At 51.7% G+C, this 15758-nt stretch carries 12 protein-coding genes; 6 read left to right on the top strand and 6 right to left on the bottom strand.

Features of this window, described 5'->3' with window-relative positions; all coding sequences use genetic code 11:
* Nucleotides 1-54 precede the first annotated feature (54 nt).
* From asnB to LX66_RS17120, 5 genes are all read right to left on the bottom strand, one after another.
* Nucleotides 55-1953, bottom strand: a complete 1899-nt coding sequence (gene asnB, locus LX66_RS17140) for an asparagine synthase (glutamine-hydrolyzing) (protein ID WP_145715820.1) — start codon at nucleotides 1951-1953, stop codon at nucleotides 55-57.
* Between the two features lie 101 nt (nucleotides 1954-2054).
* Entirely contained in the window at nucleotides 2055-2981 is a 927-nt protein-coding gene (locus tag LX66_RS17135; protein ID WP_145715818.1) for a glycosyltransferase family 2 protein, read from the bottom strand.
* Nucleotides 2965-4173, bottom strand: coding sequence for a glycosyltransferase (locus tag LX66_RS17130; RefSeq protein WP_211366341.1), 1209 nt, complete (start codon nucleotides 4171-4173; stop codon nucleotides 2965-2967). The genes LX66_RS17135 and LX66_RS17130 overlap by 17 nt, the downstream gene beginning before the upstream one ends.
* Complete coding sequence (locus LX66_RS28490) at nucleotides 4173-5345, bottom strand: sugar transferase (protein WP_244620439.1); 1173 nt, start codon at nucleotides 5343-5345, stop codon at nucleotides 4173-4175. The genes LX66_RS17130 and LX66_RS28490 overlap by 1 nt, the downstream gene beginning before the upstream one ends.
* A 41-nt stretch (nucleotides 5346-5386) precedes the next feature.
* Entirely contained in the window at nucleotides 5387-5782 is a 396-nt protein-coding gene (locus LX66_RS17120) for a response regulator (RefSeq protein WP_145715816.1), read from the bottom strand.
* A gap of 631 nt (nucleotides 5783-6413) precedes the next feature.
* Here LX66_RS17120 and LX66_RS17115 point away from each other — a divergent pair.
* The 6 genes from LX66_RS17115 (at nucleotide 6414) to LX66_RS17090 (ending at nucleotide 14711) form a co-directional block, all read left to right on the top strand.
* A complete protein-coding gene (locus tag LX66_RS17115; RefSeq protein ID WP_145715814.1) occupies nucleotides 6414-7676 on the top strand; it encodes a glycosyltransferase family 39 protein in 1263 nt (420 codons plus the stop codon).
* A gap of 522 nt (nucleotides 7677-8198) precedes the next feature.
* Complete coding sequence (locus LX66_RS17110) at nucleotides 8199-10394, top strand: exopolysaccharide transport family protein (protein ID WP_145715812.1); 2196 nt, start codon at nucleotides 8199-8201, stop codon at nucleotides 10392-10394.
* A gap of 29 nt (nucleotides 10395-10423) precedes the next feature.
* The gene (locus tag LX66_RS17105) at nucleotides 10424-11494 is read left to right on the top strand and encodes an acyltransferase family protein (RefSeq protein WP_145715810.1); all 1071 of its coding nucleotides are present in this window, start codon (nucleotides 10424-10426) and stop codon (nucleotides 11492-11494) included.
* 170 nt (nucleotides 11495-11664) lie between these two features.
* Nucleotides 11665-13092, top strand: a complete 1428-nt coding sequence (locus LX66_RS17100; RefSeq protein ID WP_145715808.1) for an O-antigen ligase family protein — start codon at nucleotides 11665-11667, stop codon at nucleotides 13090-13092.
* Between the two features lie 102 nt (nucleotides 13093-13194).
* On the top strand, nucleotides 13195-13914 hold the full coding sequence (locus LX66_RS17095; RefSeq protein ID WP_158642664.1) for a TolC family protein: 720 nt from the start codon (nucleotides 13195-13197) through the stop codon (nucleotides 13912-13914).
* Between the two features lie 26 nt (nucleotides 13915-13940).
* On the top strand, nucleotides 13941-14711 hold the full coding sequence (locus LX66_RS17090; protein WP_145715803.1) for a hypothetical protein: 771 nt from the start codon (nucleotides 13941-13943) through the stop codon (nucleotides 14709-14711).
* A gap of 22 nt (nucleotides 14712-14733) precedes the next feature.
* Here LX66_RS17090 and LX66_RS17085 read toward each other — a convergent pair whose 3' ends face one another.
* Nucleotides 14734-15639 (bottom strand): IS982 family transposase, encoded by a 906-nt coding sequence (locus LX66_RS17085; RefSeq protein WP_145715802.1) that lies wholly within the window; start codon nucleotides 15637-15639, stop codon nucleotides 14734-14736.
* Between the last annotated feature and the right edge of the window lie 119 nt (nucleotides 15640-15758).

Below are 15758 nucleotides of genomic sequence, written 5' to 3'. Positions count from 1 at the left end.
TTCGTAAAAGGGCCAGCCTGACGATTATTAATTATTAATTCTTCATTATTAATTCTATAATTTTTCCATCCAGCGGTTGTACCACAACTGGAACACCAGTATATTCCACAGTTTCTGGTGGCTTACCTTGCCATCCAGCAGGTACCTGTTCATGAGCTGCTGTACGTGGGGGGCGTTGAACAGCCCTGTTTTGTTCAGCCGCCCGGGGGCCAGGTAGTACTGCATCTGCTCCCGCAGCTCGTCACGGAACCATTCCTGCAGCGGCGCGATGAAAGGCCGTTTGGGCCGGTCCATGAGGGAAGGCGGAATATATTTATGCACAATTGTTTTCAGGATGTATTTGTTCACGTTATCCTTCACCTTCAGCGATGCAGGCACCTGCGCCAGGAATTCCACCAGGCGATGGTCCAGCATGGGCTCCCGGCCTTCTATGCTCACGCTCATGGTAGCGCGGTCCACTTTCACCAGGTTATTGTCTACCAGGAATGTCTTGTAATCAATGGCCAGCAGCTTGTTCAGCGGATCGTTCACCTCGTTCAGCTCCCCGTTCAGGTCAAAATTGGTGCGGTACTTGTCCGGCGTTACCTGCAGGTAGTGGTTCACCTCACTTTCCGTTAAATACTGGCTGATGTATTTCAGCGCATACTGCGGCTGCCCGGAAGCCCAGATAAGCTTCATTTTTTCGTAACGCGACGCAAAATTGTACTGCTTGTTGAAATACGGGATCAGCTCGGGGTTCAGCATGGCCATGGTATGGCTCAGCAGGCCCTGCAGCCTTTTGGAGAAACGTGTATAGCGCAGGGACTGGTTGAACTTGTTATAGCCGGCAAACAGCTCGTCGCCGCCATCGGCGGAGAGAGCCACCTTTACCTGCCGGCTGGCCAGCTTGCTCACCAGGGTGGTAGGCACCGTGGAGTTATCTGCAAAAGGCTCATCATAAATTTCCGGCAATTGCTGCAGCACCTCCAGCGCATCGGAAGGACCCACGATCCACTCGGTATGATCGGTGCCCAGGTGACGGGCGATCTTTTTCGCTTCAGCGGATTCGTCCCACTGTTTTTCCTTATACCCGATGGTGAAGGTCTTGATCCGGCTGCCGGAGCCTGCCTGCAGGATAGCGGCCACGCTGGCGCTGTCATACCCGCCGCTCAGGAACACGCCCACGGGCACATCGGCCACCATGCGGTAGTTGTAGGCGCTTTTCATCAGCATTTCCGTATGCTGTATCACTTCATGCTGCGAAAGGTTGGTGAGGGGCTGGTGGTAAGCGTCCAGCACATTCCAGTACGCCAGTTCCTGCAGCTCCTGCCGGTTCAGGTGCACCGTCAGCAAATGCCCCGGCTTCAGCTTGCGGGTTTGCCGGTAAATGGTGTAAGGCGCCGGTATGTAGCTGTATTGCAGGAACAGCGACAGGCTGTTCACATCTATCTCTTTCCGGAACTGCGGGTGCTCGCACAGCGCTTTCAGCTCGGAACCGAACAGCAGCGTTTGCCCGTCCCAGTAGTAGTACAGGGGCTTCACCCCTGCCCTGTCGCGGCAAAGCACCACCTGGTCCTGCCGGGCGTCGTAGATCACAAAGGCAAACATGCCGATACAGCGGTCCAGCACCTGCTCTTTCCATGCATCATAGCCCTTCAGCAGCACTTCCGTATCGGAGCCTGACTGGAAGGTATAGCCCAGCTTTTCCAGGTCTTTCTTTATTTCCTTGAAATTGTAGATCTCCCCGTTGAAAATAATGGTATACTGCCCGAAGTGCATAGGCTGGTGCCCTCCGCTGGACAGGTCCAGGATAGACAGGCGCCGTTGCCCCAGCCCCACGGTAGCGGTGGGGTGCTCATGCACCTCATAACCGGCATCATTGGGGCCGCGGTGCTGCATCACATCTGTCATGTGCTGCAGGATGTCTTTTCCTGATTTTTTGGAAAAATCGATAAACCCGGCAATTCCACACATATCTGTTACTTTAAAAGTTTCGTTATTCAGTGTTAGAAGTAAGAGGTATGATGTAAGAAGTAAGATGTTGGAAGCACTTCATATTTCATACCTCATACCTCCTATCTCGTACCTCCTACATCATACTTCCTGCTTCGTACATTCCAGAGAACGCCCCTCCAGAACGCCCCCAGTTGCGCGGCTTCGCGCCTGAACAGGTACTGCAGCGTGTTCTTGGGTACGGTAAGACAGGTGAAATACAGCATAAACACCAGGCGGGCCGGCCACTGCACGTTCCTGCGCATGAACAGTATCCGGTTCCGGGTGATGTAATATGTTTTCAGCGGGCTGTTCTTGCCCGTTGTCATGGATTCTTTATGATAGATCAGCGACTTGTACTGGTAGTAGATCTTATACCCCTGGCGGCGGAACTGCTCGCACCAGTCAAACTCCTCGTAATACAGGAAGTACAGCTCCGGCATCAGGCCCACCTTTTCCAGGGCGGCGCGGCTGATCATCATGGCGCCGCCATGCGCGTAATGCGTGGCGCTCACCGCATCGTACTGGCCCTGGTCCTTTTCCCGGCAGCCGATCATACTATTGCGGCCGGTGAACATATCCACTGCATGATAGCCGGCATATTCAATGGTGCCCGGCTGGAAAAAATAATGGAACTTAGGACTTACCACGCCGGCATCCGGGTACTGGTGGAATATTTCCAGCAGCCCTTCTACCAGGCCTTCGGTAAACTCGGTATCGTTGTTCACCAGGAACAGGTACTGGCCGGCAGCCGCCTGTATGCCCAGGTTGTTGCCGCCGGCAAAGCCGCGGTTCTCTTCGCTGCGGATCACTTTTACACCCGGGTATTTCGCCCTGATCTCCTGCGTGGGATCTTCTGCGGAAGCATTGTCCACCACGATCACCTCCAGGTGCGGGTAGCTGATCTTTTCCAGGGAAGCCAGCAGCTCGCAGGTAACACCGGTATTATTATAGTTAACGGTGATAACGGATACCAGGGGATGATATGTTGAATTATTTGCTGGCAACATCTAACAAAGGATTGTCTATCGTGGTTTGGGTATGCCTGGTATGAATGAAACGGTTGTTGGCGCCCTTCAGGCGGAACAGCAGCGCCACCATAATAAAGGCAGCCCGCGGAAGCCCCAGCAGCGCCGTCAGCAGGTAACGGCTGAAGAACCGGCGGGGAATAGGCAGCAGCAGGCTGATGGCGTTACATACCCACAGGGCTGCCCACCATACGGCGGGCAGCAGCAGGTACGTGTGTAAAACAATATAGAGCACTGTAATGACCGTAACAGCTACCAGCAGCAACAGGCGGGGCAGCAACAGGTTCTGGCACACGGCCAGGTTAAAATAATCCACGTTGCCCCTGAACAGTTGCTGCCAGCCTTTTTTCCAGTACTGGCGCAGGTACACCAACTGGCTGGAGAGCCAGCGCCGGCGCTGGTGCTCAAAGGTGGCGGCATGCTCCACCTTTTCATCGAACACATGCGCATCCTCCAGGTAGTAAATGGCATGTCCCCTGGATACCACCAGCAATTGCAGCACTTTATCAAAACCGCCGGTGGCGTCAATGTCCTGCATAATGCTTTTGATCAGGGGGAAATGAAAGGCCATGCCGCTACCGATCACAGAGGATGAAAGACCGAGGGCATTGGCGCCCTTGCGGTACAGGTGGTTGGCGATGATCTCGTTGGCGGTGTCCAGCACGGCAAAGGGCGTATTGAGATTCTTGGCCACCCGCTGCGCCTGGATAGCGTATTCCCCCTCCTGGAAAGCGTGGTTCACTTTCCCGAGAAAGTCCGGCGCCAGCATATTGTCCGCATCGCAGATCAGCGCCAGGTCGTACGTATCTTCCAGTTGTGCAAAGGCCGCATTCAAGGATTTTGCTTTTGTGCTTTTATCAAACGATACCGGTATTACGGTAACGCCTGTATGCCGCAACTGCTCCAGAGTGGATGGTTGCAGGGAGTCTGCAATCACGATCACTTCGTAGCGGTCTGCGGGATAATTGAGCCGCGTATAACTTTGGGCCGTAGCCAGGATCACTTCATCTTCCTTATAGGCAGGGACCAGGATGGCCACTTTGGCATAAGGGCCCTGTTCCCTGTGAGGTGTACTTTTGCTACCCTGCATGCGTCCGGCGATGGACAGTGTCAGGTTGTATAGTATGCATCCGGCTAAGTAGGAAAGTAAAATTACTTCGATAACTGCTATCATTATACGTTATCTTTTTGTACGAGCGCAAACGGCGTGTTCACCATCAGCCACATATCGTAGGCGAAGGAGTTCCGGTGCGCATAATTAATATCCAGGCTGATCCGTTCTTCCACAGACATATCTTTTTTACCACGCTTGCTGATCTGCCACAGCCCGGTGATACCGGCGGGAGCCAGGAAACGTTCGGCCCAGGCGTCGGTGGTAAGGGAAGCGGCTTCATACAGGGGCAGCGGGCGGTTGCCTACCAGCGACATATCCCCTTTCAGCACGTTGAACAGTTGGGGCAGCTCGTCCAGGCTGGTATTGCGCAAAAAGCTGCCCAGGCGGGTAATACGGGGGTCGTTGGACATCTTGTAGAACACCGGTCCCTGGCCGTTGCTGTCATACTGGTTCAGGTGCTTCAGGTCCTGTAGCTGCTTGTCGGCATTGGCTACCATGGTCCTGAACTTATAGAAGCGGAACATGCGGTAGTTCTTGCCGGCGCGCGGCGAAGTGTAAAAAACCGGGCCTTTGCCTTCCAGCTTTATCAGCAGGGCCACCACGAGAAACACGGGCAGCAGCAGCAGCAGCAGGGAGGCGGACACCAGTACGTCGAAAACGCGCTTGGCAATGCGGTTCAGCCGCGTGCTGTGATAGGTGACCGGGGGCGCGGCAGGCTGCTGCACGGCCGGCTTGGGCACAAACAGGTGCATGCGCTTGAACTTGCTCACGAAATTCACCTTAGGCTCCAGGTTGTTCTCCAGGCAATCGCGGGTAATGATCTCGTCAATAAAAACATACTTCTTTACAAAAGATCGCAGGGGTTCCGACAATTGATCCGTGTACAGGAAAAACGGGATAGACCGCAGCACCTGGTGCTCTGCCAGGTAGGCTTCCCAACTGGCCAGGTCGGTCTCATAACCGCTGTTAAACCGGTAGATGATCACGGCAGGGATCTTACGGTACACATTCAGCAACTGGTCTACAGCCTGCTGCGCATCCTCCACATGCTCCGCTACGAGGTACTTGAAGCGGGAAGCTTCGCCGGGCACATCCACGTAAGCCTGGCCGATAAACAACGCGATCCTCTCATCAGCAATATGCCGGATGACAGCGCCTGGTTGCTTACCTGCAGTATTGCTCCTGACAATCGTGGCAGTAGTCGAAAAACTAGGTGTAATCGTTGTCTCCATATTTTATATTATTGCGATTATAGGTACAAAGGGAATCATGCCTACGACAGGGATGCCGTCAGTTGTCCGTTCAGGATATGCGCTACCTTTTCCAGCAGCACAATGGGGTCGAACGGTTTATGCATCACTGCCTGCACATTACTATACCGGGCCATCATAGCGGCAGGCTCCGCGTTGGTCACTTCGCCGGAAAGCACCAGCACCGGTATCTCCTTGTACAGGTAACTGCCGGAAAGGTGCTCCAGCAACTCCCAGCCGTCAATATTGGGCATCTGCAGATCCGTAACAATCAGGTCTGCGTTGTGGCCGGCGGATAACCAGGCCATTGCATCCAGGCCGTCTGCTACAGTCGTCACGATATAATGTCTGCTCAATATGGCTTCCAATAAAATTCTTATTGGCTTACTGTCATCTATTATTAATACTTTCTTTTTCATTCGTTAATGTTTGTCTTTTAAGGGCCTCATGGAACCTCGCATTAACGTGTACTTTAAAAAATACGTCACGCTCGGTTTCATCCGTCAATGTTTATCTTTTATAAGGCGGATGGAACCTCGCATTTCGCATGTCCCTAAACAATCAAAGCTTATAATGCTCGGTTTCATTGACTACCTTCTTTTTTCAATTAACTTGATCTTTTTAAAACTAACACCTCATCACCGCACACGGCTATGACATAGGTATAGAAGGCTTTAGATTGGATAAGGTCAAAGTGAACTGAAAATGTTTGGTAGTTTTTCAGGGGATATGATGACCGATAGAAGGATTAACTATAACAAATGTAAGGTATCCTCAATAAATCGTTAGGTTTTTCTTATAACAGCATTTTACTGCCGGTTCTGAAGCATTAGTTTCAACTTGAGAGAGAAAGCTGCAACCAGGCTGCGAACGGATGTAAAATTATAATACTTTATGAATCGGGGAGTTAATAATTCGTAAACGGTCGGTTTTTCCGGGTGAATGCCGGAAAAATGATGGTAAACGAACATTAAATGTTGCCCCAGCTAAAAAGTTTGGAATAATAAAAGCGGATGCTGTATTTTTGACGCCGACTTACGGTTCCCCTTCATGAAAAAGTATCCCTCTCCTGCCAACTTATTATTATACCTCGGTTCAGGCGGCTACCTGTTCCTGCTGATCATCACCTGGCTTCATCAACAACCGCCTTTATACGACGAACCGCTGTTCATACCCAATGTGTACCTGTTTGAGCAGTACGGGCTTTCCCGGGAATTCCTCGTGAACATTGACCAGCAGGCGCCGGGGCCGCTCTACCAGTTCATTCACTACCCGCTGCGGCACATTACGCACCTGGAAACGCCCGGCATCCGGCTGGTGAATACCGTGTTACTGGGACTCATGATACTGTTGCTCACCGCTATCATTACACATATTAATAATACAGGCAAAAAACAATCGTTTGTACTGGCCCTGAACATGATGGCCATCCCCATGGTATGGAATGTTTCCGGCATGGCCCTGACGGAAGTACCGCCCATGTTCTTTGCCACCCTGTCCGTCCTGTTCCTGTTATACGCCCTGCAAAAACAGGAGCATTCCCTGGTGCAATCGATATTACTGACCCTGCTTGCCGGGGCGGCCGCCGGACTGGCCATACTGGGCCGCTCTCCTTTCCTGGTACTGGTGCCTGCCGCAGGGGCGCTGCTGCTGTATCACTTCCGCCACCCGCGGCGATGGATGATCGTGGTTATTTATGCCGCGGTAGCCCTGGCCATGTGCCTGCCGGTATTTTATATCTGGAAAGGGCTCACCCCTCCGCAGCAGGCCTTTACCGGTGCGGGCGGTTTGAGCTTTGAGCATGGCATGCTGGCCTTTGCCTATGGTGCGCTCATTACTTTGCTTATTGCCCCGCGGTGGTTCTATTTTAATAAGAAGATACCGGTGTACCTGCTGGCTGCCTATGTGCTGTTCCTGGTACTGAACATTACGCTGGTACGGTTCGAGTTCGGTCCCCTGAGCGTAACGATGGAAAAGATACTCCCTGCACCGCTGATGCGGCTCTACCCCTTTGTAATATCGCCGGCGCTGGCAGTGATAGCGGTCTATTTTATTATCTGCTCCCTGCTGCGGGCCTGGGAGCGCAGAACGGAGCCTTTTTACCTGTACCTGTTCGGGTGCGCCATGCTGATGCTGGCTACCAGCCTGAAAGTAACACACCTGTTCAGCTCCCGGTACGTAGCCCAGGCAGCCCCTTTCTTTGTATTGCTGCTGCTGCCGTTTGACCGGTTCAGCTACGGCAAGTGTGTAAGACTGGTGATAGGAATGGTGATCGGGCTGCTCTCCCTGGAAACGTATTTTCTTTTTCAATAGAATGTAAAATATTAAATGATAAATGTAAAATGTAAAAGTTGGCAGCAGTGCATCATTAAGCCGGTAAAGCTGCGTTAGCACACCTCCTCCAACCTTTACATTTATCATTTAAGATTTTACATTTTACATTCTAAAAACCCCCGTTCACTAGCTAAAATCCTCACTTCACCCAAAAAAATTAGGTAGTTTATAATCTGCGATTTAATTTAGCGCTCGAAACCGGATACGCCATATGGTACTTTGTCCATAACAGTAATGTTATACTGTATTCCCAAAATGGCGCTGGTGTTGCAAATCTAATCTTTCTACCACCTTATCCTAAAGCAAAAACCACCGTGCAGTAGGTCGGATGTATACCGCTACGCAGCATTCTAAGTTTACCATTCCTTTGAATTTCTGGTTGCATGGCCTCCATGCGGGCATGCCGCGTATGTAATAGTCAAGTTCTATGATTTGCCGATAAGAGTCCGGTTTGCACCGGATTTTTTAAGGTGACATAGTTGAGAAAAAATAATAATTGATATGGATGTCATATATTTTATAAAAGCGCTGCTAAAAAAGAAGTGGTGGATCATCATCAGCACCATTGTGGCCCTGGTGCTTTCCTTTGTATTCACTATGGACCGGGCAAAGCTGTACCGGTCCAGCGCACAGATGTCCACCGGCTTTACGGTGAATGACGATATTACTTTACGCGATGAGAACGTAAACCTTTTTGAGGCGGACGTAAAGTTCAATAACGTGGTGGAGACCTTCAACTCCCCCGCCGTTATCGGCCTGCTGGGCTACGACCTGATGCTGCATGACCTCACCTCCCCCAAACCTTTTACCGTGCTCACCGAAAAAGAGCGCAGCACCCCGCAGTACGCCAACTTTAACCGCGACCAGGCATTAAGGCTGCTGCAAAGCAAGCTGGACTCCCTGCAAACGCTTACCTCCTACCAGCCGGATGAGCGCCGGCTGCTGGAATATATGGCGCTGTTCAAGTATGATTACGAATCCATCCGCAAGCGCCTGTCCGTAGGCCGTCTGCAACGCACGGACTATATTGATATCTCCTTTGCTTCGGAAAATCCCGAGCTGTCCGCCTACGCGGTGAACACCCTTTACCGGCAGTTTATACGCTACTACCGCAGCCTGCGCAGTGAACGCTCTGTAGAGAACATCGGCACCTTTGAAGAGCTGGTGGCGCAGAAAAAAGTGGAACTGGACCAGAAGGTGGAAGCGTTGCGCAATTACAAAGCCTCCGAAGGCCTGCTGAACGTGGAAGTAGCCAGCGGCAATGAGTTGGGCCTTATCAGCCAGTTGGAAAAAGGCCTGCTGGATGAAAGGAGCAACCTCAATGTGCTTACCTCCTCCCTCCAAAGCGTGGAATCCCAACTGAACATGCAAAACCAGGGCAGAACGGTATACGATAATAATAACAACGAGATCGTGGCGCTGCGCAAGCAGATCAACCAGATGAACGACGAGTACCTCCGCACCGGCAGCAACGACGCCCAACTGGCGGACCGCATCAAGTACCAGCGCCAGCGACTGCAAAAACTGATGTCCGACGCCCCGGTCAGCAGCGAGTCTTCAAGAGCGATGAGCCGCGACGAGCTGCTGCAGAAAAAGGCCGGGCTGGAATCCGAGATGAGGGCTGCCCGCCTGAACATTGCCAACCTCGAAAACAAGATCCGCTCCCTGCGCGGCTCCCTGGGCACCTACGCCAACAAAGAAGCCAATGTGATCGGCCTGCAGCAGGAAGTAGACCTGGCCCAGGAAGAATACACCAGGCTGAAGGAAAAGCTGAATACCGCGCTGGACAGCCGTACCGCGCCGCCCGATAATTTCAGGCAAACGCTGAAAGGACAACCGGCCTTCAAACCGGAATCCTCCAAGCGGCTGAAACTGATGGCGCTGGCCGGTGTGTCCGTGTTCCTACTCAGCACCCTGGGCGTGCTGTTCATGGAATTCTTTGACAGCTCCATCAAGTCCCCTTCCCTCTTCGAGAAGAACGTGGACCTGAAGCTGATCAGCACCATCAACCATGCCGACCTGCACCGCTTCAGCATACCGGAAGTGCTGCAACACAATGTTAAGGACGATGAAGCGACCCGTAAACGGCAGAACACCTTCCGTGAACTGCTGCGTAAGCTGCGGTACGAGGTAGAGAGCAGCCATAAATCCATTTTCCTGTTTACCAGCACCGAGCCCCAGCAGGGCAAGACCACCCTGGTGCAGGCGCTGGCCTACAGCCTGAGCCTGAACAGCAAGCGGGTGCTGATCATTGACACCAACTTCTGTAACAACGACCTTACCGTGCAACTGGAAGCCAAGCCTACGTTGGAAACCTTTTCCATGGAACCGGAGGAAGTGAGCATTGAAAAGGTAAGGGAGATCGTGACCACCTACTCTGTAGCCGGCATAGAAGTGATCGGCTGCAAGGGCGGCGACTACACACCGTCTGAGATACTGCCCAGGAATCACCTGCTGCATTACCTGCCCCAACTGAAAAATTACTATGATTTTATACTGCTGGAGGGCGCGCCCATAAACGACTATACGGACAGCAAGGAACTGGTGCATTATGTGGAAGGCGTGATAGCCGTGTTCTCCTCCAGGATATCATTAAAACAGAATGACAAGGAATCCATACAGTTCCTGCAAAGCCTGAACGGGAAGATGCAGGGCGCTGTGCTGAACAATGTGCGCGAGGATTTCCTTGAATTGTAGCACCATTCACAAATAAAAACGCTGTCAGGATGCGCATACCCGAAAAGCTGAACTACATTTTCTCATTCAGGCCGGAGGCGGCCGGGCGCTACGCCTGGGTAGACTACGCCAAGGGTATTGCGATCATATTTGTAGTATACCGTCATGTATTATATGGATTACTGTATAGCGGCGTGCCCGCCAACCCGTTGATGATGGATGCCAATGAGATATTGTACGGGTTCCGTATGCCGCTGTTCTTTTTCCTGTCCGGGCTGTTCTTTGGCACCAGCCTGCAAAAGCGGGGGGGCCGGAGCTTCCTGGTGTCCAAGGTAAACACGCTGCTTTACCCGTATATGCTGTGGTGTTTCATACAGCTTACGCTGCAGATCATTTTTTCGGACTATACCAACTTCAAGCGCGGGGTAGGCAATTATATTGACATCCTGATCCATCCGCGCGGCATGCTGCAGCAATGGTACCTGTTTGCGCTGTTCAACGTATCCGCGCTGTACCTGTTCAATCATGCGGTGCTGAAGCTGAAAGCGCCGGTGCAGATCCTGCTGGGACTGGCCTTCCTGGCCATGATCCCGCTGGCAGGCACCATCAGCACCATTTCAGATGTGATGCTATTCTACATCTTCTTTTGCCTGGGGCATGTAAGCGCCCCCTGGTTTTTCCGGGAAAGCACCCAGCAGCAACTGGCTTCCGGCTACAAGGCGCTGCTGCTGCTGCCTGTATTTATAGTGGCGCAATATTACTGTATGCGCTACCCGGAGATGAACATCTACCTCTATTCCGGGCTGGCCATGCTGGGCGCGCTGCTGGTGATCATGCTGTCTTTCCTGCTGGCCAAATACCGGCTGCTGGGCTTTTTGCAGACGCTGGGAAATTATTCCCTGTACATCTACCTGCTGCACCTGGGCATCGTTTTCCTGCTGCGCCAGTTGCTGCTGCGCTCCGGGCTGGGCATCAGCATGCCGGTAATGACGCTGCTGCTGGTAACAGCAGGTATCATGTTTTCGATCATCCTGTACAGGATCTGTTTGCTGCTGCACCTGGAATTCCTGTTCAAGGGACCTTTTAAAACACGGCGCGGCACGCTGCAGCCAATACAATAAAAAAAAATCCAAATTCCAAATTCCAAAAAGGATATACGCAATGCCAAAGAAGGAAAATAAAATCATCAGCGAGCAACTGCATAAAACACTGATCATACTGTTTGCCGGTATGACCATTGCCATGCTGCTGGTAAAAACATTCTTCCTGTAAACAGTACTGCTGACAACGTATGCAACTGACAAAGCGAAATATCAAACAGGCTTTCCTGGTACTGCTGTGGATACTGCTGGTGCCCGTGATCACCTACCTGGCCTCCACGGATGTGAAGGCGGGCATGGGCCTGAGCATCGTCTTTGTCGGGGGGGCCATTGCCCTGGTATGCATTGTGAATTACCGCCTGGGATATTACCTGTACATTGGCATCACGTTTATATTGCCCATGCTGGAAAGGATGTCCGGCACGGAGCTAAGCAAGGGCGTTGCCATGGACGGGTTGCTGCTGGCTACCCTGCTGGGCTGCATTTTTAAACGGGGCGACAAAAGCATCGGCAAGGTAAAGTTTGCCAGTGACCCCATCCTGATCTGCATGTACCTGTACCTGCTGATGCTGCTGGCAGAGATCTTCAATCCCTCCAGCTATTCGGTGCTTGGCTGGTACGTATTCATGCGGGTGGCCCTGCGCGCGTACATCCTGCTGTATATTGGCCTGAACGTGTTCAACAGCATGAAAGACGTGCACACGTTTTTCAAATTCTGGCTGGCGCTGGGCACAGCAGCCGCCTTCTATTGCTGCATACAGAAATGGTTCGGATTGTTGCCTTACGAGCAATCCTTTATGGCCCGGTACCCGGAGAAGTTCGGCACCACCATGATCCTGTCCGGTATCCGGCTCTTCTCCTTTATGTCCGATGCCGCCGTGCTGGGCATTATCCTGGCGTGCAACATCATCATCATGCTGGTGCTGCTGACCGCCAGCATGCGCACCATCAATCTCCCCAGGAAAGTGGCGCTGCTGGTGTCCGTGCTGCTGCATGTGCTGGCCCTGGGCTATACCGGCACCCGTACAGGATACGTTATGCTGCCCCTGGGCCTGATGATCTTTTTCCTGGCCAACCTGCACAAGCGCAATACCATCCTGGCAGCCATGGCCTTCTGCTTCTTTAGCCTCGCCATCCTCTACGGCCCGTTCTACGGCAATCCCACCATCGTGCGGGTAAGAACCGCCTTTATCGGCAAGCAGGACGAATCTGTGAACGTGCGGGACAGGAACCGTCACCGCATTCAACCATACATGCATACGCACCCTTTCGGGGGTGGTGTAAACACCACCGGGGGCAACGGGGAAACCTACCAGCCCGGGCATCCGCTGGCGGGCTTCCAGTCGGACAACGGCTACCTGCGGCAGGTGCTGGAGATAGGATGGCTGGGCCTGATCCTGGTGGCCGGCATCTTCTTCTTCCTGGTGCAGACCGCGGTGATCAATTTTTTCAAAGCCACCACGGAGCTGGACAAGCTGCTGATGATTGGGCTGGCCTCGGCCAGCTTTGCCGCGGCCGTGTCGCAATACGCCCAGGATACCTTTACCCTGGTGGAAACGGCCATCATGCTGTTCGCCTTTATTGGCGTTGCAATTAAAGTGAGATATATCAATGTTTAATTCAATCTATAATAAATGAAACCGAGCACACCTGATCTTTCCCCTAAGGGGCATGTAAATGCGAGGTTCCATGAGGCCTTTAAAAAATATAAATCTGAACGAATGAAAAAAGCCTACATGATCCTGCTGACCGCGTGTATAAGCCTGGCGGCACATGCGCAGCAGCGACCCGATACCGCTGTATTATTAAGACTGCCGGCCGACCCGTCCAACGTGGCCCGGTTCAAACAGAAACTGGTGGAACTGGCATTGCAGAATCCTGACGTGCGGCAGTACGATGACCGCAAGGAAATAGCCAAATACGAGACGCGTATTGCCAAGGCACAGTGGCTGAACCACCTGACAGCCGCCGGTAACCTCAACGAGTTTACCATCAAGAACAGCAGCGCCAACGCCAACACCAACTTCTACCCCCGTTACAATTTCGGGGTGATGCTGCCGCTGGGGCACCTTATTTCCATTCCCAACGAAGTAAAAAGGGCCAAGGCATCCGGCAAGCTGGCGCAAAAACAACAGGAGTCCGAAGCCCTGGTCATCAAGGCACGGGTGCTGCAGGCGTACGAAGACTATGCCGCCAACAAGCAGTTGATGGAGCTGCACCTGCCCATACTGGAAGATGCGCTGCTGCACTACAACCAGGCAGAAGAAAAATTCCGTGCAGGCGATAACTCCGTGCCGCTGGATGTGTACAAGGAAGCCTATCGCCAATACAATGCCGAAATGGTGCAGAAGGTGCAACTGGAAAGGAACCTGCGGCAGTCCAAACTGGTCCTGGAAGGGATCGTGGGCATGACGCTGGAGGATGTGATGCGCTTACTATAACTGTAAAATGACCAAGCATGCTCTTAATGAGTCTACTACTGCTGGGCAGCATGTACGTACACAACGGTACGGACAATCCCTATGCGCCCATGCAGCCGATACAGGTGCGGATCAATGAGTGGCAGGAAAGGCAGGCGCTGATCTACACACCTGAAAAACCGGTCCCCGGTAAAAAATATCCCCTGCTGATCTGCTTCCACGGCAAGAGCATTGCGGGAACGGACCTGTCCAGGATATTCCGGCAGGGTGTGGCCAGGCAATTGCGCGAAGGAAAAAAAATAGCGGCGGTAAACCCGAAAGACAAGCACCTGTATGAGTTTATTGTGCTGACGCCGCTCTCCCTGAGCTGGTCCTGGCCGCCCCAGGATATGGAAGGGATGCTGGATGATATCATGAGGCGTTACCCGGTAGACCCTGCCCGTATTTACCTGACCGGCTACAGCGCCGGCGGCTGGGCGGTGGAATCCGCCAAAACACACAGCGCCAGGCTGACGAAGCGTATAGCCGCCTGTGTGACCATGTCTCCGCCGATCACCGACAATCCCTACCTGAAACGGTACAAACTGGTAGCGGATGCGGGCATCCATACCTGGTATTTTGCCGGCGAGCAGGAAGCCTATTTCCTGCATAACGTCCATACGTTCATCGACAGCACGGATCACTACCGCAAGGGTCTTACCCGTATCACGGAGTTCAAGGGCGGGCATTGCTGCTGGCAGAGCTTTTATAACCCGGACTACCGGGAGAACGGCATGAGCATTTACGAATGGATGTTGCAGTACACTACTAAGAATTAATAGTTAATAACGTGTTGTGCTATTAAAAACATAAAGTGTGTTTGATCTTTGAAATTTTGAGACCATTTTTAAAATTGATAAACTGGAGTAAGGAGGTTGCCGATAGCTTGGAAGTCAACCTGGCAGCTAATCCTGTAAATGATTTAGCGTAGTTTCTTCGCAAATGGAATTGATCACATAACTGTGCAAATACCGTTTCTACCATCTGTCGTTTCGACCGGTTCTTCTTGGGATACTTTCTGTAGTTATGCTGATTGACTCGAAAAGGAACGTTTAACTTAACCTGGTAATGATCAAACAAATCCATTTGAACCGTTTTAGAGATATAGGCACGATCACCTAACATTACTTTCTGTTCAGGTAAAGCATCCAGATCCTTCAGGAAGTTGATATCATGGATATTGGCTTTGGTGATACCGGCCTGCTGAATAACACCGTTATCATAGATGATCAGATGTAATTTGTAGCCAATATACCAACTTCTGTTTATGGCACTGTAAGCTTTAGCCGGTGCGGTTTCAAAATCCTGTTTAAAGGATCGGAAGGACTTTTCCCTTACCATCTTTATTACAGGAACCGGGATACTGTCCACGATCATTGTCTGACTCAGATGTTCCAAATGCTGTCCTACATGGCCTTGTACACGTTCGATAACCGCTGTCAGACGTCTGCGACGACGGTTAAAACGGCTTCGATCAATCAGGTGGGGAAACTGGTCAGCATAATCGGTCTTCAACTTACTCCAGAGTAAATTTTCGGAATCAATGCCCAGGGCTTCCATACAACAAGAAAGTGCAACGATCTGTAAATCGTTCATCTTGGGTGCAACTGGATAGAATTGAAAATTGTTCCGACTATTTACTTCTTTTTCAAAGAGCTCTTTGCAAATGCTGTAGAATTTCCTGAAATTCGTGCGGATGTTGTGCATCTATCGTTCTGGTTTGTGTGGTTACTTACCAGGACGATTGCACAACATTTTTTATTTCATTGAGCTACATATATTTATTGTTAAAATACAACTTGCCTTTTTAATAGCACAACACGTTA

This window comes from Chitinophaga japonensis (assembly GCF_007830125.1).
GTDB lineage: Bacteria > Bacteroidota > Bacteroidia > Chitinophagales > Chitinophagaceae > Chitinophaga > Chitinophaga japonensis.
Note: the sequence above shows the minus strand (reverse complement) of the source record. Positions and strands in the feature narration are given on the sequence as shown.

What these genes read in the sequence shown, in the direction of transcription:
- asnB (WP_145715820.1), bottom strand. Translation starts at nt 1,953, where the DNA reads ATGTGTGGAATTGCCGGGTTTATCGATTTTTCCAAAAAATCAGGAAAA.
- LX66_RS17135 (WP_145715818.1), bottom strand. Translation starts at nt 2,981, where the DNA reads ATGTTGCCAGCAAATAATTCAACATATCATCCCCTGGTATCCGTTATC.
- LX66_RS17130 (WP_211366341.1), bottom strand. Translation starts at nt 4,173, where the DNA reads ATGATAGCAGTTATCGAAGTAATTTTACTTTCCTACTTAGCCGGATGC.
- LX66_RS28490 (WP_244620439.1), bottom strand. Translation starts at nt 5,345, where the DNA reads ATGGAGACAACGATTACACCTAGTTTTTCGACTACTGCCACGATTGTC.
- LX66_RS17120 (WP_145715816.1), bottom strand. Translation starts at nt 5,782, where the DNA reads ATGAAAAAGAAAGTATTAATAATAGATGACAGTAAGCCAATAAGAATT.
- LX66_RS17115 (WP_145715814.1), top strand. Translation starts at nt 6,414, where the DNA reads ATGAAAAAGTATCCCTCTCCTGCCAACTTATTATTATACCTCGGTTCA.
- LX66_RS17110 (WP_145715812.1), top strand. Translation starts at nt 8,199, where the DNA reads ATGGATGTCATATATTTTATAAAAGCGCTGCTAAAAAAGAAGTGGTGG.
- LX66_RS17105 (WP_145715810.1), top strand. Translation starts at nt 10,424, where the DNA reads ATGCGCATACCCGAAAAGCTGAACTACATTTTCTCATTCAGGCCGGAG.
- LX66_RS17100 (WP_145715808.1), top strand. Translation starts at nt 11,665, where the DNA reads ATGCAACTGACAAAGCGAAATATCAAACAGGCTTTCCTGGTACTGCTG.
- LX66_RS17095 (WP_158642664.1), top strand. Translation starts at nt 13,195, where the DNA reads ATGAAAAAAGCCTACATGATCCTGCTGACCGCGTGTATAAGCCTGGCG.
- LX66_RS17090 (WP_145715803.1), top strand. Translation starts at nt 13,941, where the DNA reads ATGAGTCTACTACTGCTGGGCAGCATGTACGTACACAACGGTACGGAC.
- LX66_RS17085 (WP_145715802.1), bottom strand. Translation starts at nt 15,639, where the DNA reads ATGCACAACATCCGCACGAATTTCAGGAAATTCTACAGCATTTGCAAA.